The sequence below is a fragment of the Prevotella sp. 20925_1_30 genome (genome assembly GCF_041433025.1).
GTDB lineage: Bacteria > Bacteroidota > Bacteroidia > Bacteroidales > Bacteroidaceae > Prevotella > Prevotella vespertina.
Window position 1 is genome coordinate 69,271 of sequence record NZ_JAPWAR010000010.1, and the last position, 24,408, is coordinate 93,678.

The following is a 24,408-nucleotide window of genomic DNA, read 5'->3' on the forward strand; positions in this document are numbered from 1 at the left end:
GTTCTTAGAAATAGTTTAGAAGGGGAGACCAATAGCCAGATGGAAGGTATTGGCATCACTTAACTTACTTATATTATAGAACCCTCTCTTACCTGTATCATAGGGTACATGCAGGGCAATTCCCCAATCGATACGAAGCATAAAGAAGCCAAGGTCATATCGAAGACCAACTCCCGTTCCTAATGCCATTTGCTTAAAAGCATCCTTGAAAACGAACTGTCCACCTTCACGACCCGTGTCATGATGTAGTGTCCAGACGTTACCTGCATCCAAGAAGACAGCTCCATAGAGTGAACCAAGCAGGTGGGGACGGTATTCAAGGTTCATTTGGAACTTCAAATCACCTGTTTGTTCAACGTAAGAGCGGTTTCGGTAAGAGGAACGATAGCGTCCCGGACCTATCTGACGGGCGTTGAAAGCACGAATACTATTGGCTCCTCCAACGAAAAACTGCTCTGTGTAAGGGGTTACCTTACTATTTCCATAAGCCCAAGCTGCACCTGTGTTGGCATGAAAAGCAATACTGCTCTTTTCGGCAAGAGCCCAAATCTTAGTGAAATTAAGCTCTACTTTGAAGAATTGAGCAAATGGATTCTTAAAGAGTTGTTTGTTCTTTTCACTCCAGCGGTGCCCTGTTGCAGCATAAGTAGCAGCTAGTATGTTCGAAGCCTCACTAACAGTTGCCCAGAACTTGATGGGGTTTCTATAATTAGAAGGGCTCATGTGAGTATATTGGAACATCATCTTCGGAATGAACTGATCGGCCATTGATACTTCAAGATAGGGTATACTATCAATAAGAGCACGATAACGATTCGTCACCTTGTGCATGTATTCGTAAGTTAAAGAGAGTGGGGAATAAGAGAAACTATTGCATTCATTGGGTTGCCACTGGTATGTTAGCTCTCCTGAAACTACATGTCTCTTAAAGTACTTGGCACGGTTTAGCACATCAACAGACGCCTTTAAGGTTGTTGTTGGAGTGGTATAGTAAGTGCGGGGAGGCTTTGGTGTATATTCAATACCCCTTGCTTCGGCCTCAGCAATCTTCTTCTGAATGCGTTCCCACTTCTTTCTTGGTGGTAAGACAAAGGGGTTTATGAGGCGAGGAATTTGTAGACTCCCCTCCAGACCATAGTTATAATTGGTCACACCAAGCTTATCTTGCCCATTATCATCATTGTTATACGACCATTCATAAGAGCCATGAGCACGCAAATCAAGCTTTTCTCCACCTCGAAAAGTATTGCGTTTAATGAGTCCGATATTCCCTTCTGGACCAAAGAGCCCACTTGTCTTGCCCTTAGCATACGCCTCAATATAAAAGTCATAACGCTTATCAAAGGTGCAATCGACTGTCATGTCTAATACATTACAGCTGTCCGTGCTATCACGAGGAGTAAAGGTAAAGTTGGTAGCAGCGAATAGTCCACTTCCATTTAACTGCTGCTGACTACGTTCCACAAGCTCATTATTATATAAGGAACCTGGCCATACCTTCAGATCATTAGCTATTGTGCGTAGGCGGAGAGGCGTTCGTTTACCATTGTAATTGACAGTAACATCTCGAAAAGACTCTTTATTGTGCAACTGCTCCATAAACTGTTGCTGCAAATTAATTGTCACTTTACCTATGTACCAAGGCTTTAATGCATTCGAACTAATCGAATCAACCATCTGTAAACGTACGTTTGCTACACCATGAACATTCGTTGTGTCAGCTAGATAACTTGCGTAATTGTTCTGGTAATAATAGTATCCGTTGTCTCGAAATAGGTCTGTTATGCGCTTACGTTCGTGCTCTAATGTGGCCACATCGAACGCATCTCCCTTATGCAAGAGAGCCTTATCTTGATTCTTAATGATGAGACTATCAGCCGTAGCAGGGAAGTTTGTGTAACGTAGAGAGTCTATTGTCCACAGGTGACCCATGTCCACTGTATATTGCAATTTACCTTTCTTTGGATTCTTCTGTGTTAGTTTCTCGTAGTTGATCTTACCATTGAAATAACCTCTTTTACGTAGTAAGTTCTGTCCTACAGTGACGCGAAGATCGGGTGTTGTGTTGCTCATTAAGACTGGAGTAGACCCAAATGTTCGTACAAGCCAACGGCTGAACTTTGTTGTATCTGGTGTAAAGGCATTCCATATCCAAAGGCCTACTGGGAATGGAGAACGATGACTTGGACTACCTAACAAAGCGGCATTTGGAGGTGTTGCAAGTACTAAATCAAGCTCTTCCTGCGTAGCCGTAAAATGTTTATTAGACTGATAGTTGCGATAGATGGTAGGCTCCATTCCAATATACAACTGCTCTCCATCGGGGATAGCAGAGGTCGTACTACATGCCGAAAGGAGCAGTACAAGACCACTCATCATCAACAGACAGATGAGGGCAAAACGCCTATTATAGTTCTTATCTCTTCTCATTAACAAAATTAATTAGGCTGTCCTTGTGTGGAGTCTCAGCTTTTGGAGCCACAATAGGACTATCATTTTTGAAGTGGAAAATATCCCTGAAGCTTCCTAACTTGCGTCTCCACATGAATCCGGCACCATATTCACTAAGGTTACCTTCCAACCAGTCGTATGCTTCTCGCTCATAGTAAAGCTTGAGATACTTGGTTTCCTTCTGGTTAAGTCGGTACTCCAAAGAGAAGTTATCGAAGTAGGCTCCATTCTCTTCAGCGAACTGCGAGCCTGTAGAAACACGTCCGCCGATAATGATGCGAAGCCTATTATCCCACAACCTCTTGCTGAACTTGAACGTATAGTCAGTGTGCAACGTTCCATTAACATCTGCTGCACTCTCCATATTAGCCGATAGGTCGAGTCCCATAGAGTTGAGTGCTTTGCCCGTAATGGCGTTAACTTGAGTCTGCAAGAAGCTAGCTAAGGCACCACCCATCGCAGTATTAGCACTTGTGGAGTTACTTCCACCGAGGTACATACCCGATGCAAGCATTGTTACTGCAAGCTTTGAGCGCTCTTCAACGCTCTTTGTATTCAGCGTATTCTGCATTTCTTGATCCTCTGGAGCACTAATAATAAACTCTACTCCAGGCTTAGGGAATTGCTTAGTAAGGCTCACACCACACTTAAAGTCGACGATTCTTCCCTCATTACCATTCGATACAGTTGTGCGCACATCCTCGGTTGCAACGATACCAAGAGTTGGCTTCATTGGGTCTCCAGTGAACTCTACATAACTCCCATCTTGTATGTCGAACGTGCGAAGTGGTATAACAGGAAGAGAATACTTCATCTTTCCGTCATTCAGAGTATAGCGTCCTCTCAAGCGCACACCATTGGTTGGATTGTATTCTAATCGTAGATCACCTCCCCCCGTAAAGGCTAGGTAATTGGAGTTATCAGCATTGAGAGAACACATGAGATGAGCTTGTTCATCAACATTAACAAGCATTGACATAGAGAAACCTGTTATGTCTGGACGCTTGACCACATCAACTGTTGAATCCTTGAAGTTCGTAAATTTAACAAGATCATTCAGTTCCGTATCTGTTGCCAAAGTACCATCTCGTACAATATAAGTCATATCAGTCGTACCGAGAACATCAAGTTTTCCAACCAAATAAAGGTTGTTTAATGGTCCACTTACTTGACCAGCAAAGTCTACAAATGCGTTTCCGTAGACCTCAGAACGTGGGTTCTTTCGAGCATTGATAACCTGGAAGTTCTTTGCTTGCATACGTGCATCAAGACGCATATTATCCAACGATGAGAAGTCAAGAGAGCCCGAAATGTCAAGTGGCGAACCATTACTTGCGAACATTTCAAAGTTCTCGAACTCTATATGACTATTACGTATTGTGACTGGATCATCGGCAAATCGCATCCTTATTCCATATGGTGCACTTACCAAGTAAGTCGAGTCTAAGTACACCTCTCCATTGATATCTAGATTCTTCAAAGGCCCTTTCAATGTTAGAGAACCTTCCCCAACGCCCTCAAGACCAACGATCTGCTCGGGTACAAAACCATTGATGTAACTGAGTGGGAAATGGTTCATATCTAGTGTAGCATCCAACTCTCCATGTCCTTCTGCACGATAAGTACCCGACAAGGAACCCACACCTTCACCATCTTTCGTTATAATAGCATCAACGTAATGAGAGCCATCTCCCTTCGGCATATACACGAATTGAGTACCGACGTTACCCATTGGACAGTTCTCATAGACCAGTTTGTTGATGGTCATATCACTAGAGATTGATAGGTCAGAGTGCGTTTGTATGATATGATAATCACCATTAAGAACACCAGACATATTGGGTGAGAAGGGAAGAACCTTAAACAGACTGCCCAGTTCAAATTGGTTCATTGAGATCGTAACATTCTGTAGTGACGTCGTGTCCTCATCCTCTGTTGTTATCGTCATACCCGCTCCGTCTGAAGCCATAAGGCGCAAGTTCGCTGATAAGCGGCGATCACGTGCTATGTAAATATAGTTCGAATCATTTGCAGTAAACGCCTTATAACCTAAGATGGCTTGTGGAGAAGTGATAGAAAGACGTATTCCTCGACCTACCATTGCAGCCTGTAATGCAAGGTCGAAGCCTGTTTTCCCTTTGTTATCAAGTATTGTTGCATGCGTTTGTAAGCCGTGTTCGTATAGTACGCCACGCAAATGTCCATGGTAAGGGTAGGTATTATCCGCTTTATTCAGTACTGCAGCATCATAATTCAACTGCCCATCTACACTCGTAAGATTCACCCTCACGCTATCAAGGTGTATGTCATTATATACTAAGGAGTCAATCCTAACCTTACCATTGACGCCTTCATGTGGAGAAGAAGATATATTGATATCTGCCAAACTGAATGCGTATCCATCTTTCTCAAGTATGTTGCTAAACAGATTACCACGTCCACTGCGTAAAGTGAAATGCCCTATTGGCAACAAGCGGATGATAGCTGGCTGGTCAATACGCCTATTGTGAATTTGCTCCCGTAGTGTTTTTACGAGTTTATTACCCGTCTTTGCCATCTGATCAACGCTCCCATTGAAGGCGGTATTGAGGTGGAAATCCCCACCATCAAGGGCTACATGCACTGAATCACGCATACTGGTTAAATCCAAATTGACATCACCTGGTGCATAACTACGCTTTCCGTCATTCACTTGTAGGTCTGCCAACTTTCCATTAAGACGCATATTATCACTGCCTTCCATACCGAAGTCTGCATTAACAGCAAACTTGCTTGATAGCGGCTTATCTATGATTCCAAGTTGATAGAAGTCTACTTGCGGGAACAGCCCATTGATAGAACCATCCATCTTATTGCCCTTCTTCGTTAGATCAAGGTTGAAGCTACCACGTACCAAGGCTACTCGTCCGTTCTTTCTAACGTCATCTACCGCCAAATCACCTATGTGACCATTCACAGCAAAGGACTTCTTAAGATCTGAACGAAGCTCTATATCGGCTCCTGCAGCCACAATGTATTGTTTATCAATCAGTCCTAAGGCTTTGAGGTTAGCCTCTGTAAGGTTTCCATTAAGGTGTGCTAACATATTATTATTACGTATGTCAGCCTTCACATTGAAGTCACCTGCAGCCAGGAGAGCACTTCGCTTGTGCCCTTCTTGCAATACTTTGAACTTACGGACGACCCCTTGAACGTGATGATTAGCCTTCATATCAGAACGAACATCCATGTCGGTCCAGGTAGAAACGACGTATCTTTCCTGCATCCCACCCAACGCATGGAGGTCAACACGGCTCAACCAGCCTCGCAAATGACCATCCACTAACTTTTGGCTAACCTTTCCTTTATAAGTGAAATCGCCCCCGAGCATCTTATTCACACTCTTTATATGGGCTGAAAGTTGCTCACCATGTTTAGAAATATCTCCATTCAATCCATCAAGTACATACTTCCCATAACTGAAACGACGAATACGAAGACTCAAGTTAGTGGACGATTGTGGATTCATAAAGTCCGTTCCATGCCCTTGCATACGCACACTTCCAGTGAAAGGTGACAATCCCATGTGTGGTAAAAAGCGTTGTATAGGGAAGTTCGTTGCATCAGCTTCGAGGCGATACAGGCTATTGGAAGGATTAAAAGCACCTTTGACACGAATCTTACCACCCCCTTGTGCAAGTGACATTGTACCAGTATAAAGGCTTTTCCGCACATGGATATTACCATCAACAGCTACCGCTTTAGGCAAGGCAATGGTCTTTCTAATACTTATTGGCAATAGCTTCTGAACGAAACCAAGGTTTTGAGCCACACCTTTGAGGCGTAAGTCACTGCGTAAAGCCTTATTCTTTGCCATCATATCGGCAACCCATCCTGTTCCAGTAAGGTCGAAGTAGCCCGGCATAGCAAGTCTCAACTGGCGGAAGGAAGCCGAGCGCAGGTTGCCCGCAAGGGTTCCCTGTATGGTCAATCGCCCTCCTGGCATAGCTTGATAGATGTTTCGAGGAATGGAAGTAAGCAATGGTTGCAGGTCAGTCTTGCTCACATAGCCATCCATGTGGGCGTTAAGTGTACCAGGATGAGCGTCATCAAAGGCATTCATATCCATTCGTAAACTTGCAGTTAGCTCACTATTCGGCATGAGAAGATAAAGAGATGGTAATTGAATAGACGTTGCATCCATCCTAAAGGGACATCGCAAGTCACGCACCACAAGTCCACTTCGTTCCTTGAAGTTGCCTGCACGAACACGAAGAGATATCTTTGGAGCTGCATAAAGGAACGAGTCTATACCCAAGTTAACCTCTGTCATGGCGATGTGAGCCGCATCGAAGCCTGCAGGAGTAGGTCTTACGAAAGTTTTGTCATAGTTAAGTGCACCGCCATGCCAGTCTATGTCAGCCACTTTATATATGTTGTCATGCAATAGAAGTTCTGCTCCTCGAGCCTTAGCATCGCCGAATTGCGCTCTAACTACCATCGTGTCGCCTGGCATGTGGAGCCTGAAATCAGTCTTAGCAAGGTTTAGCTTGTCTATATTTATGCGCCACAAGGGTTTCTGCTTGTGCGGGTCTTCAGGTACAGTGTCGCCCAATGCAACATCAATCCAGCCTCCTTCGACTTCCGCTTTATTCACTCTTACAGAGTCACCAACGAGGTTTACGGCATGACTCACAATGTGTAAGCGTTGCAAGTTACCCTTAATTCGTAAGTCACCAATGAAGTTTGTGGTATTAGCTTTTAGTCCCGTGAATGTCAATTCGTTTACTTCTACACGCTTATCAAGCAATGGCAATAAGCCAATACTAGCCACTAAACGATGTACATCAGCGACAGTATCCTTCTGAGTAGGTATGGAGTCATTTGCTTTTATCATCTTTAAACCATCCAACTGGAGGTCTAAAGGGTAGGAGAGGTTTACCCGATCGATACTAACCTGCATCCCCGTATGATTCGACACATAGGTTGCAACCTGCTTTACTGCCCAGTTTTGTACAGGAGGACAATAAAGAAGTACTACCAAGAGGAGGAATAGGACGACTGGTGCTACTACAATAGCAATGAGCCATCTCATGCTCTTTTTCATATTCATCACGTTAGTATTGCTAGCGTACTCTCCATTTCGTGCGATTTAAAAGGACAGAGTATCTTTTGCTATTACCATTTAGTTTATGTCTACAAAGTAACAGAAAAAAAACGAATTAACGATGGATAGTAAGCGAAAAACGCATTATTATTCGTAAATAAGACGCTTCACTCCATGCTTCTATCCAATTAGGGAGGAAAGAGGATTGCATTGCTTACCCTTTCCCCTCTTGTTTCTTGCAGACAAGGCGACCCCAAGTTGCACACCAATTCAACCTTAATAGCCTTACTACTATGACTCCCATGAGCTTATATCTTTGCCTTTGGAGGGTGCTAGAGATGATTAAATCAATCCCTCACAACCATCTTCTATTAAGTCTAATGCCAACTCGAAGTCCTCCGAACCACCATAGTAAGGGTCAGGAACACAGGTTGCATCCTTATGACGAGTGAAATAATCAGCCATGCGAACGACCTTTTCTCGAGCAGTCGCATCGCCTGCTTGCGACGTAATATATCGATAGTTATCTTCGTCCATGACCACAATAAGATCGAAGTAAGCGAAGTCCTTACGTGCATCAAACTGCCTTGCATGATGATTCAAATCGTATCCGCGTCTCCTTCCATGCTCTCTCATTCGCTTGTCGGGGAGCTGTCCAACATGCCAATTACCTATTCCTGCCGAGTCAATCTCATACTGATTGCTACAGCCCCGTTCGTCAACTAGGTGTTGCATAACGGCATGAGCCGCCGGAGAACGACATATATTGCCTAGACAAATGAATAATATTCTCTTCTTGTTGTTTGTTACCTTACACATAATTGTTACTTTTCTTTTCAATTACAGGGCTTTACGAAAGATAGTATAAGAATCTATCAGCATTGCACCTAACCAACTTATTTGGGCTACAAAGTAACGAAAAAAAATCGAGAAAAATCTTGTTTCCTTGCGTTTAATTACTCTTTTATAATGGATAAATTTAATAATTAACCCTTTAATTATAAGTATCTTGTAATCAAATAATATAATGGTTTAGATAAAAGAAAAACTTTTCTGTAATTCTAACTACGTTACTTTAGAAAGGATGTACTTAACAGAAGCCCGTTAGGAAATACATTTTTAATATAGAAGACACGGATTGAACGAATTTATTTAGAGTTCCCGAGTTTCTAAAGGAACAAAAGAGTGCAGGGGAAGAGACGCCTTTCTCTATTTGAAGAGGGCGTTCCGTTGCATGAAGAAGAGCCTTTCCTTGCTGTAAAGAGAGCCTCTCTTCTTTAAGTTCATGGCAATAGCTGTTAAGCACTTCATCGTTTTTAAGGAGAGAAGGAGCAACAATCATTCCCACTCCTGCACATCTTTTCTTATCCTTTCGTTGGCAACTTTGCAATTAATTGAGTATATTTGCAAATGTAAATGATTATCCAATCCATAAATAACAAGTAGTGAATACATCATCAACTGTCAAAGGTTACGGCTATGCGAGTTTGTCTGCAATAACCTTCGGAACTATCCCTCTGTTCTCTATTCCAGTGATGGAAGCAGGAATGGAGTTGCCTTCTGTACTCATTTATCGCTTTGCTTTCGGTTGCTTGTTTATGATGGGTTTCCTTCTATGGAGGCGTCAGAATTTACATTTGAAGTGGGGAGATGGACTGCGGATAGCCTTCTTATCCCTTATGTATTCGGTATCTGCTGTGGCATTGTTTAGCAGTTATGAGTATATGCCGGGAGGCGTTGCTACAACCTTACTGTTCTCTTATCCCGTATGGACAGAGGTCCTTCTCATCCTCTTCTACCATGAGAAAGTAACGTTAAGAATCGTCATTGCAATCGTATGTGCTATCATTGGCGTGTTCTTCTTGGGTGGTATTGGACAAACAGGAGGCATTAAGTCTATGCTAGGAGTGGTCTTGGCAATGTTGTCAGGATTGTTATATGCCATTTATATGGTTATCTTCCCACATATGCGAGTAAGCAAGTTACCAGCTTTGAAGGTGAATTTTTATATCTTTTTCATTGCTATGCTCTTCCTGATATTGTACTCTTCTTTCACAACGGGAGGCGTGCAGAAGATAGGAGATAGTCGTTCGCTGATATCATTGGTATTATTGGGACTTGTTCCTACAACCATTAGCAATGTTACACTTGTGCGTTCGTTAACCCTGATTGATTCGGCTAGTGTTGCTATACTTGGAGCCTTCGAACCCCTGACAGCCATGACTATTGGTATCACATTAATGGGTGAACCACTCACAATGACAGCCTTAATAGGGTCGGTGTTAATCATAGCTTCTGTGCTAATACTTATCACCAAAGGGCGCAAGATAGCTAATCCTTTGCGCAAATACTTCACTACGTAGAATAGACATCATCATGAATCAAAAGTTATTATGGCACCTATTAGCAGTGGGAGTCGTCGCTGTTTGGGGGACAACCTTTGTAAATACAAAGATATTGTATAATAGTGGTCTCACCCCTTCGGAGATATTCTTTCTGCGATTCCTTATCGCTTATGTCGCTATTTGGTTTATCTCTCCTCGAAAGCTATTCGCCAATAGTTGGCGTGATGAAGGTACCATGCTATTGCTCGGGATAACGGGTGGTTCCCTCTTCTTTGTCGCTGAGAACTCAGCCGTCGCACTAACTTATGTGAATAACGTGAGCTTTATCACGTCTACATCTCCACTAGTGACAGTTATTCTCGGAATCGTCTTTGTGAAGAGTATAAAGGCAACATGGACGTTGATAGTTGGCTCTTTGATAGCCCTTGTGGGTGTAGGACTAGTCATCTTCAATGGTAGCTTTATCCTGCATTTGAACCCTTGGGGCGACTTATTGGCATTACTAACTGCAGTTTGCTGGGCGGTCTATACATTGTTAATGAAGAGGGTGTCTGAGAGATATTCAGCCGTGTTTATCACACGTAAGCTATTCTTTTATGGATTGTTGACAGTGCTCCCGATGTTCCTTATTGATCCATGGACAGTGAGCCTTGCAACGCTCCTTACACCTAAAGTAGCATTCAATCTCTTGCTCTTAGGACTAGTTGCTTCCTTCTTATGCTTCGCTTTGTGGACGGTTGTCATTGAACGACTTGGAGTGATGACAGCGTCTAACTATCAATATCTAAACCCAATTACAACAGTCGTGGCAAGTGCTATTTGGCTGAGTGAACCTATGACAGCTATTGCCTACATAGGCAGTGCCTTGATTTTAATTGGTGTCATTGTATCTAACAAATAACTGAAGAGTAACATCTTAAAAATCAAATATATGAAGAAAACAGTACTAGTAACTGGAGCTACAAGTGGTATCGGTGAGGCTTGTGCACATCGATTTGCTCAAGGTGGATATAACGTGATTATCACAGGTAGAAGAGTGCAACTTCTTGCAGAACTAAGGAAGAAACTTGAGGCTGAAGGAGCAAAGGTTCTTGCCTTAGCATTTGATGTTAGGAACCGAGCAGCAGCCACGAAAGCGATCGAGAGTTTAACGGTTGAATGGCAAGATATAGATGTCCTGATTAATAATGCAGGCTTAGCTCTTGGCTTAGAACCAGCTTATGAAGGTCATTGGGACGATTGGGAGACAATGATAGATACGAATATTAAAGGACTCCTAACAATGACTCGCCTCGTTACACCACGTATGGTGCAACGTAACAGTGGACACATTATTAATATAGGGTCGGTTGCTGGTGATGCAGCCTACGCCAATGGGAATGTTTATTGTGCAACGAAAGCAGCTGTGAAAACCTTCACTGATGGTTTAAGGATAGACCTTGCTTCAACCAACATACGTGTTACGAATGTGAAACCGGGGCTTGTGGAGACCCACTTCTCAAATGTTCGTTTCCATGGAGATGACGCTCGTGCGGAGGGGGTATATAGAGGTATTCAACCCCTAACAGGGGCTGATATTGCTGATGTGGCATACTATGCTGCATCGGCTCCGGCACATGTGCAAGTGGCAGAAGTATTAGTTCTTGCCACACACCAAGGCAGTGGTAGTGTGATACATCGTGATTGATTCCGCTACAATCATTCGTCTTATCGGCTAAAACAAAGAGCCGATAAGATGAATAAGCCACGTGGTCAAGCTTACAAGGAGGATTATCATCGCAATGATGAGGACGATCATTAATACAATGAGAATGGCACTTTGAACAGCTTTGCGGTTCACATCGCGTATCACCTCCTTGTCTCCTTCAACGAAGCCACGCACAAGTTGCATATTTTCTCGGTTCGCCTTATGGAAGAAGTCGATGACATCTCCTATATAAAAAGGTATCATTCCAAAGAGAACGTCACGCAAACTATTATTGATAATGGCTAATGCAAGGGGAATACTACGTATCTTTACAAAAGCAAACCATACATAGAGTAAAGCGAAGAGAGCCGAAAGAATGTCGCCAATACCATAGGGAAGAAGACCGAGAATACCATCTAGATAATAGTCATCCATAACCCTTTGTGTTTGTTCCATAGCCTTATAAACACTGCTATCATTCATCCGCTCTTGCGCTTTCAATCTATTTTCTTCTTTCATAAAATTACCCTTCTCTGTATTAAAAGATAATAAGTACAATCATACTTGATTGTGAGCGCAAAGATACAACATATATATCATACATAAGAAAAGGGCTTTCATTAATAATTATTAAAAAGCCTCTTTCACGACTAATAATACTTATCTGTAATTTGTACAAACCCCTTTTGTATTGTATCTTTGCATTTGTTCAAACGCATAAACAACTTAATAACGTTGTTGGTGAGGCTTGAGCGATATAGTAATAACAAATAAAAGATTTATATGAAACGTATAACATTATCACTGATTGCAGTTTGCTTAATGTCATCAATGGCGTTATCTGCAAAGGATGTAAACGTTATCAATGCTAACGAAATAGCATTGGTTCAACAAAAAGGTGACTGTCATAAGCGCACAGCAACACCACAGCATGTGACAGACAAGATGGTTAGCAAGTTGGGACTTAACGCCAAACAGGCAAAGAAACTATTGCAACTTAATGAGAAATATGCTGATCTCTTTGTACAAAGCGAAGATTGTCATAAGGCTGAGAAGCAGACTTGTGAGACAAAGGGAAGTTGTAAGAAAGAATGTAACAAGGCTGAACAAAAATGTGAGAAAACCGAGAATAAGACTTGTTGCAGTGCTGCTGGAAAGGGAAATTGTACGTCTGGTTGCAAGAAGGAATGTACAAATGAGTGCAATAAGGAGGCTAAGTCTGATTGCAAGAACAGCTCATCAACATGCAAGAAAGACAATAAAGAATGTCAGTCTGAGGCTAAGGAATGCAAGAGAAATCAGCCTTGTGAGAAGCGTACAGCATACAACGCTGAGTTGAAGAAGATTCTTACTAAGGCTCAATACGATAAGTATCTAAGACATTAAAAGATACCCATTTCCATAATAATAGATTTGTTGGTGCGTTGGTTAGGACTACTATTAGTCCAAACCTTCGCACCTTCTTCGTATCAAGGAAGAGCTTTCTTAACTCACTTTCGAATGTAGTTTACAAATGAATAGGGTGGGTTACCATCCGCAGCTGGATGTTCCTCACGGGATTCAATACGCCAAGTACCATCATTATAAGGTGGGAAGAATACATCAGCCTGTGCTGGGCTGTCTGCAATCTCAGTAAGGTATAGACGGTTGGCAATGCCTAATGCCTCCTTATATAAGCTAGCACCACCAATGATAAAGGCCTGTTCGTCAGCATGAATATGGCGCATTGCCTCATCTAAAGAAGGATAGACCTCACAACCCTTAAAGTCCTTCTCCGTTCGACTCAATACAATGTTTCTTCTGTTGGGGAGTGCTCCCTTGGGTAGAGAATGGAATGTTTTACGCCCCATGATAACGACATGTCCCGTTGTTAACTGCTTGAATCTCTTGAGGTCCTCACGTATGAAATAGACCACATCATTTCGATATCCAATAGCGCGATTAGCCGCTACTGCTGCTATAATATTTAGTTCCATAAGCGTTAGACAGCCACTTCTGCTGATATATGTGGGTATGGGTTATAATCTACGAGTTCGAAGTCTTCGTACTTAAAGGCAAACAGATCTTTCACATCAGGGTTGATCTTCATCTTCGGAAGAGGGCGAGGTGTACGTGTGAGTTGTAGTTTTGCCTGCTCAAGATGATTGCTGTATAGATGCGTATCACCCGTTGTGTGGATAAATTCCCCAGCCTCTAATCCTGTTACTTGAGCCATCATCTGCAAGAGAAGAGCATAAGAGGCAATATTAAACGGAACGCCGAGGAAGGTATCTGCCGATCGCTGATAAAGATGCAAAGAAAGGTGTCCGTCTGCCACATAAAACTGAAAGAGACAATGGCAAGGGGGTAATGCCATCTCATCAACCTCAGCTGGGTTCCATGCCGTAACAAGCATACGGCGAGAGTTAGGATTATGCTTTATCTGTTCGAGAACATTAGTTATCTGGTCGATAGTTCCGCCTTTGTAATCAGGCCAAGAGCGCCACTGATGACCATAAACGGGACCTAGCTCGCCATTTTCATCAGCCCATTCATTCCATATCCGAACGCCATGCTCTTGTAGATAATGTACATTAGTATCACCGCGAAGGAACCATAGTAACTCATAAATAATACTCTTCAAATGGAGCTTCTTAGTGGTTAGTAATGGGAAACCATCACGTAGATCGAAGCGCATCTGATTACCAAATACGGATAGAGTACCCGTCCCTGTGCGGTCGCCTTTATGCACTCCTTCATTGAGAATGCGGCTTAGTAAGTCTAAATACTGTTGCATAATTATGGATGTGTTATTGTTTATCTGTTTCTGTTATAACCACTACCTCGTTTGGAATATACCCACTTTTAATCCTCCACTCTTGTGGGTAAAGGTTGTTGGCACGATTCCCTAAGTTCTTTGCAAAGCCTAGTTTGTGGTGCTTATAAGTAAGGAGAACAATGCCACGAGGGGCTTCACTGCTGAGTGTGATGGCTTCATGTCGAAGATAGCTAATGGCAGTGGGGTAGTCAACCTCTATGTTAGGATAAATAGAAGTGTCGCCTGTTATCGAAAGAGCCAATGTATGATCAGGGATGATGGTCTTGCCCTTCTGCATTCCTTCTTTTACTCCGTAACTAAGGATGCGAAGCCGTTTTTTTGCTTCAGCAACGGCTTTTGAGGGGTCAAGAGCTATCTCTTTTTGCAAGTTTTCATCCTCTCCTCGTTTGCGAATGACCGCCATGAAGAGTCCTTCACCACGTGTTTTACCAGGTATAAAACGATAAACAGGGAAGTCAGAAGCCGTTTTTAAAGGATTACCAATCAGTGACCCTGTTATGTTCCAAGCCTCTTCCGTGGGTACAGGAAGCAACTCCGCACCATATTCCTCAAGTATCCATGCTACATTCTCTTCGTCTTCATGGGCATTGAAAGTACATGTAGAGTAAATGAGGAGACCACCTGGTTTGAGGTTATCCCATATATCTGAGATAATACTACGCTGTAGTTTCCAACAGTTCTCAACGTTTGCTGGGCTCCATTCTGCAATTGTTTGAGGGTCTTTACGGAACATCCCTTCCCCCGAACAAGGTACATCTGCAATGATAACATCGAATGTCAGCTTCGTTTTCTGGTATTCCCTTGGGTAGTTATTGGTAACTACTACACCCAAATGACCGTACTTCTGCACGTTTTCTGCAAGTATTTGAGCACGCTTGGGGATAGGTTCATTACTAAAGAGGAACGCCCCTTGTGGTAGAGAAGAGCGTGCACAAGTGGTCTTCCCACCAGGTGCTGCGCAGAGATCAAGTGCCATTACGGGGTGTTTCACATAATGACGAAGTACGTGAGAGAGGAACATTGATGATGCTTCCTGTACATAGTAAACACCTGCATGGAGCTTGGGATCGAAGGTGAAGTTCGGTCTCTCTGCCAGCCAAAAGCCTTCTTTGCACCATGGAATGGGCTCGGGATGAAGATTAGGGTTTACTATCTCCATGGCAGATAACTTATAGTTGTTCAGTCGAATACTGCTTGGTGCAGGTTCGGTAAGCCCTTTGAGGAATACTTCAAATAATTCCTTTCCAAAAAGTTTATAGGTGTAATCAACAAAAGAAGGAGGCAATGTGGGTACCTCGTTCACCTTATTTATATTAGAGCGAACGCCTGCCTGTTCCGTTGTTTGCTGCTGGTTCTTATCTTTTATCATATCATTTCACTTCGAGACTATCGGATAACACATAGTCTACTCAACGATAATTTCATCTTCATCAACGCTCTTCTGCGTTGTTTTCGGCTTTGGTTTCTGTTTTAAATTACCCTTGTCATCAAACATACCATAGGTCGTTCGAAGAACAATGAACTCTGTTCTACGATTGAGCTGATTGCATATCTCTTGTTTATCCTTTGGTAGTTTCTTGATGAAATCCTCGGTTAGAACATCGTTTTCCTTCAGCCAGTTGTACTTCTCCGTGAGCTTCTTTCGAATCTTCTTAGGACGCTCCTTACCATAACCAACAGGTGTCAAGCGGTCTTGCGCAATCCCATGTGCGGTGAGATAAGCCACTACTGCATCCGCACGACGCTGTGACAAGCGTTTGTTGTAATCGGCAGATCCGATGTAATCAGTGTGTGCTGAGAGCTCAATCGTTACGTTGGGATTCTCATTAAGGAGCTTAACTAGATCGTCCAAAGCCTTTTCGGACTCTGGACGAAGCGTCGCTTTGTCAAAGTCATAGAAGATGTTATCAATCAAGACAGGTACATTAATGCCAGCAAGAGGGAACTGGAGCGTGTACTCCTTGGACTCCCCAACAGGTGAAACATGTATCTCTTCCTTATGATTTAAGTATCCTTTGCAGGTCGCAAGTAGCACGTAATTGACGCCCGGACGTATCTCCTGTTCAAAAGAACCATCTCCCTTGACAGCCAACTTTTTGTTAGTACCATCGTCACCAACCATGAATACTTGTGCAGCGGGCAGTTCGTAACCATCCATCTCATACACCCATCCCTTGATAGTCTGTATCACTTCGGGAAGTTCAAAACTATAGATATGATCCCAACCGCGCCCATCGTTACGATTAGAAGAGAAGTATCCGCGGTTGTATCGACCCTCGAATGTCATACCAAAGTCGTCTCCCTGTGAATTAAGAGGATATCCCGGATGCTCTAGATGATAGTGGTGATCGTTACCAACCTTTGCTATATAGATATCTAAACCGCCCATTCCTCCATGTCCATTACTAGAGAAGTAGAGGTCACCATTGGGGCGGAAGGTTGGGAACTCCTCGTCTCCTGGTGTGTTGATAGGCTCTCCGAGGTTCTCAACACCACCAGTAGTTCCACCGCTAAGGCGCACTCTCCAGATGTCAAGACCACCTTTTCCGCCTGGCATATCACTAGTGAAATAAAGCCAATTACCATCTGGTGAAAGGGCAGGATGTGCGAAACTCGACAGCGAGTCACGGCTTATTTCGAGCTTAGTAGCCTTACTCCACACTGCATCCGTGCGGTTGCTCACAGCGATCTGGGCATAGCGAGGATAAGTGGGATCCGTTAAGCATTGCGTAATATACATCTCTCTACCATCTGCGGAGAATGCTGGTGTACCCTCATCAGCGTCTGTGTTGAGTCCAGAAGCTATATCTCGAGGCACACTCCACTTGCCTTTGTCGTCCTTTTCACTTACGAAGATGTCACCCGCCTTGGCACCAGTAATACCACTAATATCGTCTCCTTGCGCATCATTACGGGTCGAGGTGAAATAGAGCTGATCGAATTTATCACCATAAAGCATTGGTGAGTAATCCTGTCGACGAGAGTTAAATACATCCATCCGCTTGACTATGTACTTTGAACCCAACTCCTTCGCTTGTGTTGCCAAAGTAGCTGCTTCAAGGCTCTGAATGATGAGTTGGTTGCCAGGTAACGAATCCAAAGCTATTTGATACTCCTTTATAGCATCCTTGTAACTACCATTCTTCATTAGATTGTCAGCCAGCTTCTTATGCGTTTCACCATTATCTAATTTATAACGGATGATATTTCGGTAGGCAGCTATTGCACTTTGATATGACGAAATGCGGTCATAACATTCTGCTAACTTCGTTGCGATGAGTCCACGTTGCCGTCTCTCCTTAGGTGGGGTACGCTGGTAAGCAGTCTTGAACTGCGTTGCTGCATTATAATACTCACCCATGGAAAGGTACTTATCACCTTTCTTTATATTGCGATCAGCGCCACATGAGCTAAGAATCAATAGAATACTGATTGCCATGACAACGCTTTTTCGTCGTGTACCAAAGATATGTAAAAGCCCTAGATAACCCATATTATCATATAAACGTACATCTGTTTTTATTATTGCTTGGTACTCGGTGACATTGTGAATACCGATGAGTTGTATTATTATATAAGGTGGACTATCCTGCGTTAAAGCTCTACCATGGTGATACCAGCACCTCCAAATTGTACGTGTTCATCACGATAATTCGTCACATTAGGCACTGTTCCGAGGTATTGACGTATGAGTTGACGCAAGATTCCATTACCTTTTCCATGTAAGATACGCACTTGACTTGCTCCGACGAGGATAGCATCATCTATGAAATGTTGCACTTGATTCAATGCTTCATCAGCCCTCATACCACGCACATCAAGCTCCTGATGGAATTGATTACGGTGCTTATCGATGGTTTCACGAGTCTCCCTACTATAGTTAAAAGCCTGAAATTGCTTCTGTTCCTGTTGTAGGGTAGAGCCATCAGCACGCTCCAATCGACTGATAGACATCTTTGTTCGCATACCACCAAAGATGACTGTAGCCTGTTTTCCATCGATTGATTCAACTTTCCCTACCGATGTCAAGCCTTTGATGCGCACGTTATCACCAACCATGATAACGCCTCCGCTTTGCTGTTTCCGTACTGCATTCTTTAGGGCTTCAGCAGCTGCTTGCTGCTTTTCAGCCTTTGTCTTGAGGTGTTGCTCATGCTTCTCTTTACGATTCTTAATCTTATCTACCTTCTTTTGGAAGTCCTCATCAGAAAGCAAACCGCCGTTTTTCAGTTTATTCTTATTCGACTTGTCAGATGGTTTCAACTTATCTTCATCCATCAAGCCAGCCTCATATTGGGCTAGTTCCTGTCGTATTCTCTTTGTTTCCTCCTTCTCTGCTTGCTTCTCTCTTATCTCTTTGATGGCATTCTCAATACGCTTGTTACTCTCTTTGATAAGCTCTTCCGCCTGTCGTTTCGCACGATTAAGAATATCCTTCCTACTCTGTTCCAAAGCATCGATCTCACGCTCATATCGCGCAATACTCTTCGACAGTTCTTTCTCCTGACTATGTATAGTCTGCCTCTTACCTTCCCAATATCTTTTGTCCCTAACTATGTCTTGTAAGTACTTATCACTTTGGATATAATCACTGCCAACTATCGATGAGGCATCCTTGATAACAGCCTCTGGAATACCAGTTTTACGCGCTATCTCTATTGCAAACGAACTACCAGGTCTACCGATGGCAAGCTGGAATAAAGGGCGCATCTCATGCCTATCATACAGCATGGCACCATTCGCTGTACCTGGATGTGCCTCTGCGAAGTGCTTTAGGTTTTGATAGTGTGTGGTGATAACTGCCCATGCGTGCTTCTCCCAAAGCTGCTTTAACACTGCTTCCGCAATGGCTCCTCCAATCTGAGGTTCCGTCCCCGTGCCGAACTCATCAATGAGTATTAAGGTACTATCAGACGCTTGTCTCATCATCACCTTCATGTTCATCAGGTGCGAAGAATACGTACTTAAATCATTCTCTATGCTCTGTTCATCGCCTATATCTATCATTATATCGGAGAAGAGACCAGTAGTGGAACGATCTCCAACAGGTATAGATAGCCCACATTGAAGCATATATTGTAACAAGCCAACTGTCTTCAAACACACAGACTTACCACCTGCGTTTGGTCCCGAGATAATCAATAGATACTTGTCTTTCGTCAGCTGAATATCAAGTGGAACAACGCTCTTAGGTACACTTGTAGATGTATTGTCTTCCTCAGAAACTAGTTCTATTTCTTGTACAGGCAGGCTATCATCTGTATCTTTAGAGGATACCTCTTCTTCTATTGATAATGAGGTGTTTAATCGCTCTTTACACTTTCTTTCCAATGAGAGTTGTAGTAGTGGATGTATCGCACGAATCCAGTCTATATGTGGTTCTGCCTTTACCTCTGGCTCAAAAGCTTTAAAGTAACGTGCTAACTCGGCTTTCGCTCTGATGAAGTCAATCGCTGCCATGAGACTATAGGAATCGATAATCTCACGCACATTAGGGCGCACCTTCTTTGCGAAGTCAGTAAGAATACGAATCATTTCACGTCGTTCCTCGCTCTCCAACTCACGCACTCTGTTATTGGCTTCAACCACCTCTGTCGGTTCAATATACACCGTTCTTCCTGTTGCACTCTCGTCATGAACAATACCAGATATCCTCCGTTTCAATCCAGGAGCAACTGGTATGACCAGACGACCATCACGAATTGTAGGTGTAACGTCCTTTTCTACGAGTCCTTCTCCTTGTGCTGAACGCAAGATACTGTATAGTGTTCGAGATATACTTCCCTCTGTTCTTGCCAACTCCCGACGTATTTGAAGCAATTCAGGTGACGCATTGTCACGCATCTTACCGAACTTATCAATAATCTGCGAAATGCGTTGTACCAATAGTGGGAAGGTCGCAATACCATCTGATAAGTCATAGAGAGCAGGATAAAAATGCTTTATCTCTCCTTGTTCCGTCGCTTCACCACGACTCAAGAAAGCAACAATAGCAATGATTGTTTCTAGTGATCTCTTTAAGTCGAAAAGCTCCTCTACCTCCATGTGGGTACCCTCCAAACGAATACGAGCCACACTCTCACGTACATCAAAGAAGTTATCTAATGGGAAATCATCCTGTCCTTCCTGTACACGACGGAACTCTCTTATCTCTTCCAACCACCTGTTTACCTCCTTAACATCCGTTGAGAACGACATTGCATCTACACGTTCTTTGCCTAAAGGAGACAAGCAACGAGCACGAAGTAAAGCTCTCACCTCACTGAAACCAATCTTTTGTTCAAAGTTCTTTGGGTATATCATTGTTTCTTTTTACTTTCTTATCAACCTGAGAAGGCTCTCTTTTTGCCTTCTACACATATCTATCTGCAAAAGTACTAAAATTTACTTGTAACAAAGACATAAATCTCTTGAAGAGCAAAAGGAATCCATTTTTATTTCTTATATTTGTCCTGTCAACTACAAACAAAGTACTTGAATGATGAAAAGAATAATATTCTCATACCTTATATTGCTAGTTTCTCTTACCTTGTCAGCGCAGACTGGCAATCCTTTCTACGACCATATCATTCATCAAGCGAATGTGTTTCCACAAGAGAAAACCTATGTCTGCACTGATGCTAGCTGTTATCAAGCAGGGCAACGGGTCTCTTTACGCGTCTTCGTAGTGAATGCTATCTCGCATCAACCTACTGACATGAGCCAATATGTGTACGTGGAACTGCTCAACCCAGAGCGTGTTGTCATCAAACGTATCCGCCTTCTACAAGATCAACAAACATTTACTGGTTATATTGATATACCCGATAATGCTGCCAAAGGGCGTTATCTCCTGCGCGCCTACACCCGTAATATGAGGAATGTAAAGGGCTATGAGAGTACGAAGAGTATCTTCGTTGGAGGAGTGGGAGAACTTCTTTCTGCATTTAATAATAACCTTCAAGATAGTATAAAAGCAACATCTAATAACTATCTAACAATCAATAAACAAAAAGATAATATTAAAGTAACCATCAAAGATAGTCTTCTTGCAACCAAAGGAGGACTTTGGTTGCTGGGACATTGCCGTTCTGTTCCTTTTTACTTTGCAAAAGTAAGTCCGCAGAAAGTACTTGTCTTTCCAATAAAGGACTTTATTCAAGATGGGATTCATTCGTTTTTACTATTGGATTCAGACCTTAATAAAATAGATGAGCAACAATGTTTTATTAATCAGAAGAGGGAGTTTTGCAACCTTAGTGTAAGTCTTGACACTACTTCACAGACTTCAAATGGCACCCTACCATGCACTATCACTGCTCCAGAACTCCACCCCGATGAGACGATGGATGTTGCTATTCGCTTTGTGAAAGGCCTGCCTGAGGAGAATAGAGATGGATATTCTAACATCCTTTCTCACCTCCTCATTGATGAAGATATGCGTTACGCCTTAGAGCAACCAGCCTCTTTATTGCAAGACCCAAGGCTAGATAACTTCGTAAAATATCACTCCTGGCAACGATATAACCTATCGGATGTCTTGAAGGAACAATACCAACAACCTTTAATAAAGGTGGAAACAAATGCAGAAATACGTGGGAAAGTAGAGACACTCATAGGTCACAGACCGATAAAAGGGGGTATGGTCAATCTCATCTCACCTAATCGAGGATTTTGCGCAGCCGTTAAAACCGACGAAAAAGGGCAATTCGTCTTCGATGGAATGGACTATCCTGATGGTACACAATACGTCCTAAATGCTTTCACAAAAGCGGATAAAGCATGGGTAAAACTCTATTTGGACGAAGACAGCTATCCCTCTTTTACCGCTTCATTACCGCCATTCAAATGGCTTCATAATAGTGATTCTCTTGTCGAGGAGGAGCCTTTGAATGTAATAGATGGGAGTATAAAAATGGATGAAGTGCACGTCTTTAGTCACCGACCAAGCTATGCTTCGCGTTCAGATGCCTATGCGCGTACTGCCGACTATTCGTTTGGTCTACGTGACATAGAGGATGTTGGAGCCACATGTCTGCATGAGTTGTTGCGGAGAATACCTGGTGTAACGGTTGAATTTGGCAAGTGTTACGTTCGTGGAGCAATGACTATCGAGGGCAGACATCCTGCGGCTATTGCCATCGATGGTATCTTTGCCAATGAAGACTATGATTTAGACAATATCCAGATGGCTGATGTTGAACGCGTAGATGTATTCAAGACGGGTTCAACTGTGCTATGGGGAACAGCCGGAGGGATGGGAGTTATCTCTATAACTACTAAGAAAGGGAACTATAATGTGACGTCGGTTCCACTCACAAATACCAAGTCTTTCACCACTCTTGGTTATCAAATACCACAGCCATTCACGCCTAATCAGCTTACAGCTTATTGGCAACCAGTGATGCGTGGAACCTCTTTTAAGATTGCTCTTCCTGCTCTTTTAAATTCAGGTTACCACCTTATTATAGAGGGAGTAACCAGTGAGGGGCGTCTTGTTTATTATGCTCGTTAAGTCTTTGTAAGGCTTAGCTCTTTGGTTATTCAGCGCTTTCACCTATCGCTTTGTGAGTGCTCTTCCCGTGTCCCAAAGCAATCGCTTTGCCCAACGGAGCACTACTATCGTACTCACAACGGCTACCAATGAATCAATCCAAGTGATGTTCCAGAACATTGCACATAGTAAGCCAATGATTGCACCAATCTCTGTTAAAGCATCAGAAAGCACATGCAGATAGGCAGCATGACTATTGTAATCGGTCGTTCCATGGTGCCCGTGAAGCACAGAAGCACTGATGGTATTAGCGATCAAGCCCACTATTGCAGTGCTAAGAGCGAACCCGTAATTAAGAAATCCTTCGTTGGATGTTAGGCGTTCAATGGCTTCTACGATAATAAAGACAGCCATGAGAATAAGGAATATACCACTTGTAAAAGCCGATAAATTCAGTATTTTATCCGAGTCATATTGCGTTGTTCCCTTGCTCTCAAGGCGTCTCACCAATACGTATGCAGCCCAGTTCAATCCGATGACGAGTACATGTGATCCCATGTGAACGCCATCTGCAAAGAGAGCCATCGAGTGGGAGAGTAGTCCAACGACAACTTCTACTAACATCATAACGAAGGTGAAGACAACAACAAAGGCTGTTCTCTTCTCCTGCGAAGTACGTTCTATCTTATTTGACATTACTTTTCTATTATATTAAAGTGTATGAAGGCGTTACGAATACCATCCTCATCAACGCTCGTTGTGACATAGTCGGCAACCGCCTGAACATCCTCATTTGCATTGCCCATAGCCACTCCTATACCTGCAGCACGTAGTATGCTCATATCGTTTCCGCCGTCTCCAAAGGCGATACACTCACTCGGTTCGATTCCTATATATGCTGCCATCTTCAACAAGGCACTCCCCTTATCAGCACCCTGAAGGGTGATATCAGTGAAAAGAGGGTTCCATCGCGCTGATATACAATGTTTCATTGCAGGCATAATCAGTTCTTCGTCTTCTGTACTGAAGAATGGGGTCAACTGCAAAACAGGTTTGTCAAGCATTGGCTCTATCGATTTATGTACGTCAATATTCGTCACTTTCAGTCCTTTAACAAACACATCTTCGTAAATCTTAGAGTGGTTATAGACTCCAATCTCTTCTCTCCCGCACACCACAACAGCATAGTCACGCTCCTTGGCATCGGCTATCATGAGTCGAACTTCAGCCTCTGGAATGGGCATCAAAGTAATATCTTCGTCGCCAATGAAGGTTCTTGCACCATTAAAAGTGATGTATCCATCGACGAGATGACGTATTGCATCTATGTTATTGATGATGGCGACAGGGCGACCTGTTGATATGAATATCTTTACGCCATGCTCCTTTGCCTGTTCAATAGCCCTTATAGTGGATGGAGGGATTTGGTGAGTTGTAAATGAAACCAACGTCCCATCAATATCGAAGAATGCTGCTTTGATTGCCATACGCATATTATCTTTTGAACAGCAAAGGTACAAAAAATATTAGGAATGTGCCCCACTTATA

The 24,408-nt window shown here is 43.0% G+C and carries 16 protein-coding genes; 5 read left to right on the plus strand and 11 right to left on the minus strand.

Annotated elements, in window-relative coordinates; all coding sequences use genetic code 11:
* Positions 1-15: 15 nt before the first annotated feature.
* The 3 genes from O3603_RS06255 to O3603_RS06265 all read right to left on the minus strand — a co-directional run bounded on the left by O3603_RS06255 (position 16) and on the right by O3603_RS06265 (position 8,356).
* A complete protein-coding gene (locus O3603_RS06255; protein ID WP_371521545.1) occupies positions 16-2,430 on the minus strand; it encodes a BamA/TamA family outer membrane protein in 2,415 nt (804 codons plus the stop codon).
* Positions 2,417-7,543, minus strand: a complete 5,127-nt coding sequence (locus O3603_RS06260) for a translocation/assembly module TamB domain-containing protein (protein WP_371521547.1) — start codon at positions 7,541-7,543, stop codon at positions 2,417-2,419. The genes O3603_RS06255 and O3603_RS06260 overlap by 14 nt, the downstream gene beginning before the upstream one ends.
* 336 nt (positions 7,544-7,879) lie before the next feature.
* Positions 7,880-8,356 carry a low molecular weight protein-tyrosine-phosphatase gene (locus O3603_RS06265; RefSeq protein ID WP_371521549.1) on the minus strand — a complete coding sequence of 159 codons (477 nt, stop codon included), beginning with the start codon at positions 8,354-8,356 and terminating at the stop codon, positions 7,880-7,882.
* 626 nt (positions 8,357-8,982) lie between these two features.
* Between O3603_RS06265 and O3603_RS06270 the strand changes: the two genes are divergently transcribed.
* From O3603_RS06270 to O3603_RS06280, 3 genes are read left to right on the plus strand one after another with little or no spacing between them, the layout of a single operon-like run.
* The gene (locus tag O3603_RS06270; protein WP_273539699.1) at positions 8,983-9,900 is read left to right on the plus strand and encodes a DMT family transporter; all 918 of its coding nucleotides are present in this window, start codon (positions 8,983-8,985) and stop codon (positions 9,898-9,900) included.
* Positions 9,901-9,913: 13 nt separating this feature from the next.
* Positions 9,914-10,783, plus strand: coding sequence for a DMT family transporter (locus tag O3603_RS06275; protein WP_155715136.1), 870 nt, complete (start codon positions 9,914-9,916; stop codon positions 10,781-10,783).
* A gap of 30 nt (positions 10,784-10,813) precedes the next feature.
* Entirely contained in the window at positions 10,814-11,569 is a 756-nt protein-coding gene (locus O3603_RS06280) for an SDR family oxidoreductase (protein ID WP_273539702.1), read from the plus strand.
* 27 nt (positions 11,570-11,596) lie between these two features.
* On the opposite strand, the gene O3603_RS06285 is transcribed toward O3603_RS06280, so the two are convergent.
* A complete protein-coding gene (locus O3603_RS06285; RefSeq protein ID WP_371521551.1) occupies positions 11,597-12,088 on the minus strand; it encodes a DUF4112 domain-containing protein in 492 nt (163 codons plus the stop codon).
* Positions 12,089-12,352: 264 nt separating this feature from the next.
* On the opposite strand from O3603_RS06285, the gene O3603_RS06290 reads away from it, so the two are divergent.
* A complete protein-coding gene (locus tag O3603_RS06290; RefSeq protein ID WP_371521553.1) occupies positions 12,353-12,955 on the plus strand; it encodes a hypothetical protein in 603 nt (200 codons plus the stop codon).
* A 104-nt stretch (positions 12,956-13,059) separates the two neighbouring features.
* Here the strand turns inward: O3603_RS06290 and O3603_RS06295 are convergent, their stop codons facing one another.
* The 5 genes from O3603_RS06295 to O3603_RS06315 all read right to left on the minus strand — a co-directional run bounded on the left by O3603_RS06295 (position 13,060) and on the right by O3603_RS06315 (position 20,690).
* Positions 13,060-13,545 (minus strand): dihydrofolate reductase, encoded by a 486-nt coding sequence (locus tag O3603_RS06295; RefSeq protein WP_371521555.1) that lies wholly within the window; start codon positions 13,543-13,545, stop codon positions 13,060-13,062.
* Positions 13,546-13,550: 5 nt separating this feature from the next.
* Complete coding sequence (locus tag O3603_RS06300) at positions 13,551-14,345, minus strand: thymidylate synthase (RefSeq protein ID WP_371521557.1); 795 nt, start codon at positions 14,343-14,345, stop codon at positions 13,551-13,553.
* 13 nt (positions 14,346-14,358) lie between these two features.
* Entirely contained in the window at positions 14,359-15,756 is a 1,398-nt protein-coding gene (locus O3603_RS06305; protein WP_371521559.1) for a hypothetical protein, read from the minus strand.
* Positions 15,757-15,792: 36 nt separating this feature from the next.
* The gene (locus O3603_RS06310; protein WP_371521561.1) at positions 15,793-17,826 is read right to left on the minus strand and encodes an OmpA family protein; all 2,034 of its coding nucleotides are present in this window, start codon (positions 17,824-17,826) and stop codon (positions 15,793-15,795) included.
* Positions 17,827-17,981: 155 nt separating this feature from the next.
* The gene (locus O3603_RS06315; RefSeq protein ID WP_371521562.1) at positions 17,982-20,690 is read right to left on the minus strand and encodes an endonuclease MutS2; all 2,709 of its coding nucleotides are present in this window, start codon (positions 20,688-20,690) and stop codon (positions 17,982-17,984) included.
* Between the two features lie 175 nt (positions 20,691-20,865).
* Here O3603_RS06315 and O3603_RS06320 point away from each other — a divergent pair, with 175 nt between their 5' ends.
* Positions 20,866-22,881 (plus strand): TonB-dependent receptor plug domain-containing protein, encoded by a 2,016-nt coding sequence (locus O3603_RS06320; protein ID WP_371521564.1) that lies wholly within the window; start codon positions 20,866-20,868, stop codon positions 22,879-22,881.
* A gap of 42 nt (positions 22,882-22,923) precedes the next feature.
* On the opposite strand, the gene O3603_RS06325 is transcribed toward O3603_RS06320, so the two are convergent.
* Positions 22,924-23,556 carry a cation diffusion facilitator family transporter gene (locus tag O3603_RS06325; RefSeq protein WP_371521566.1) on the minus strand — a complete coding sequence of 211 codons (633 nt, stop codon included), beginning with the start codon at positions 23,554-23,556 and terminating at the stop codon, positions 22,924-22,926.
* Entirely contained in the window at positions 23,556-24,347 is a 792-nt protein-coding gene (locus tag O3603_RS06330) for a Cof-type HAD-IIB family hydrolase (protein ID WP_371521568.1), read from the minus strand. The genes O3603_RS06325 and O3603_RS06330 overlap by 1 nt, the downstream gene beginning before the upstream one ends.
* Between the last annotated feature and the right edge of the window lie 61 nt (positions 24,348-24,408).

What these genes read in the sequence shown, in the direction of transcription:
- O3603_RS06255 (WP_371521545.1), bottom strand. Translation starts at nt 2,430, where the DNA reads ATGAGAAGAGATAAGAACTATAATAGGCGTTTTGCCCTCATCTGTCTG.
- O3603_RS06260 (WP_371521547.1), bottom strand. Translation starts at nt 7,543, where the DNA reads ATGAATATGAAAAAGAGCATGAGATGGCTCATTGCTATTGTAGTAGCA.
- O3603_RS06265 (WP_371521549.1), bottom strand. Translation starts at nt 8,356, where the DNA reads ATGTGTAAGGTAACAAACAACAAGAAGAGAATATTATTCATTTGTCTA.
- O3603_RS06275 (WP_155715136.1), top strand. Translation starts at nt 9,914, where the DNA reads ATGAATCAAAAGTTATTATGGCACCTATTAGCAGTGGGAGTCGTCGCT.
- O3603_RS06280 (WP_273539702.1), top strand. Translation starts at nt 10,814, where the DNA reads ATGAAGAAAACAGTACTAGTAACTGGAGCTACAAGTGGTATCGGTGAG.
- O3603_RS06285 (WP_371521551.1), bottom strand. Translation starts at nt 12,088, where the DNA reads ATGAAAGAAGAAAATAGATTGAAAGCGCAAGAGCGGATGAATGATAGC.
- O3603_RS06290 (WP_371521553.1), top strand. Translation starts at nt 12,353, where the DNA reads ATGAAACGTATAACATTATCACTGATTGCAGTTTGCTTAATGTCATCA.
- O3603_RS06295 (WP_371521555.1), bottom strand. Translation starts at nt 13,545, where the DNA reads ATGGAACTAAATATTATAGCAGCAGTAGCGGCTAATCGCGCTATTGGA.
- O3603_RS06300 (WP_371521557.1), bottom strand. Translation starts at nt 14,345, where the DNA reads ATGCAACAGTATTTAGACTTACTAAGCCGCATTCTCAATGAAGGAGTG.
- O3603_RS06305 (WP_371521559.1), bottom strand. Translation starts at nt 15,756, where the DNA reads ATGATAAAAGATAAGAACCAGCAGCAAACAACGGAACAGGCAGGCGTT.
- O3603_RS06310 (WP_371521561.1), bottom strand. Translation starts at nt 17,826, where the DNA reads ATGGCAATCAGTATTCTATTGATTCTTAGCTCATGTGGCGCTGATCGC.
- O3603_RS06315 (WP_371521562.1), bottom strand. Translation starts at nt 20,690, where the DNA reads ATGATATACCCAAAGAACTTTGAACAAAAGATTGGTTTCAGTGAGGTG.
- O3603_RS06320 (WP_371521564.1), top strand. Translation starts at nt 20,866, where the DNA reads ATGATGAAAAGAATAATATTCTCATACCTTATATTGCTAGTTTCTCTT.
- O3603_RS06325 (WP_371521566.1), bottom strand. Translation starts at nt 23,556, where the DNA reads ATGTCAAATAAGATAGAACGTACTTCGCAGGAGAAGAGAACAGCCTTT.
- O3603_RS06330 (WP_371521568.1), bottom strand. Translation starts at nt 24,347, where the DNA reads ATGGCAATCAAAGCAGCATTCTTCGATATTGATGGGACGTTGGTTTCA.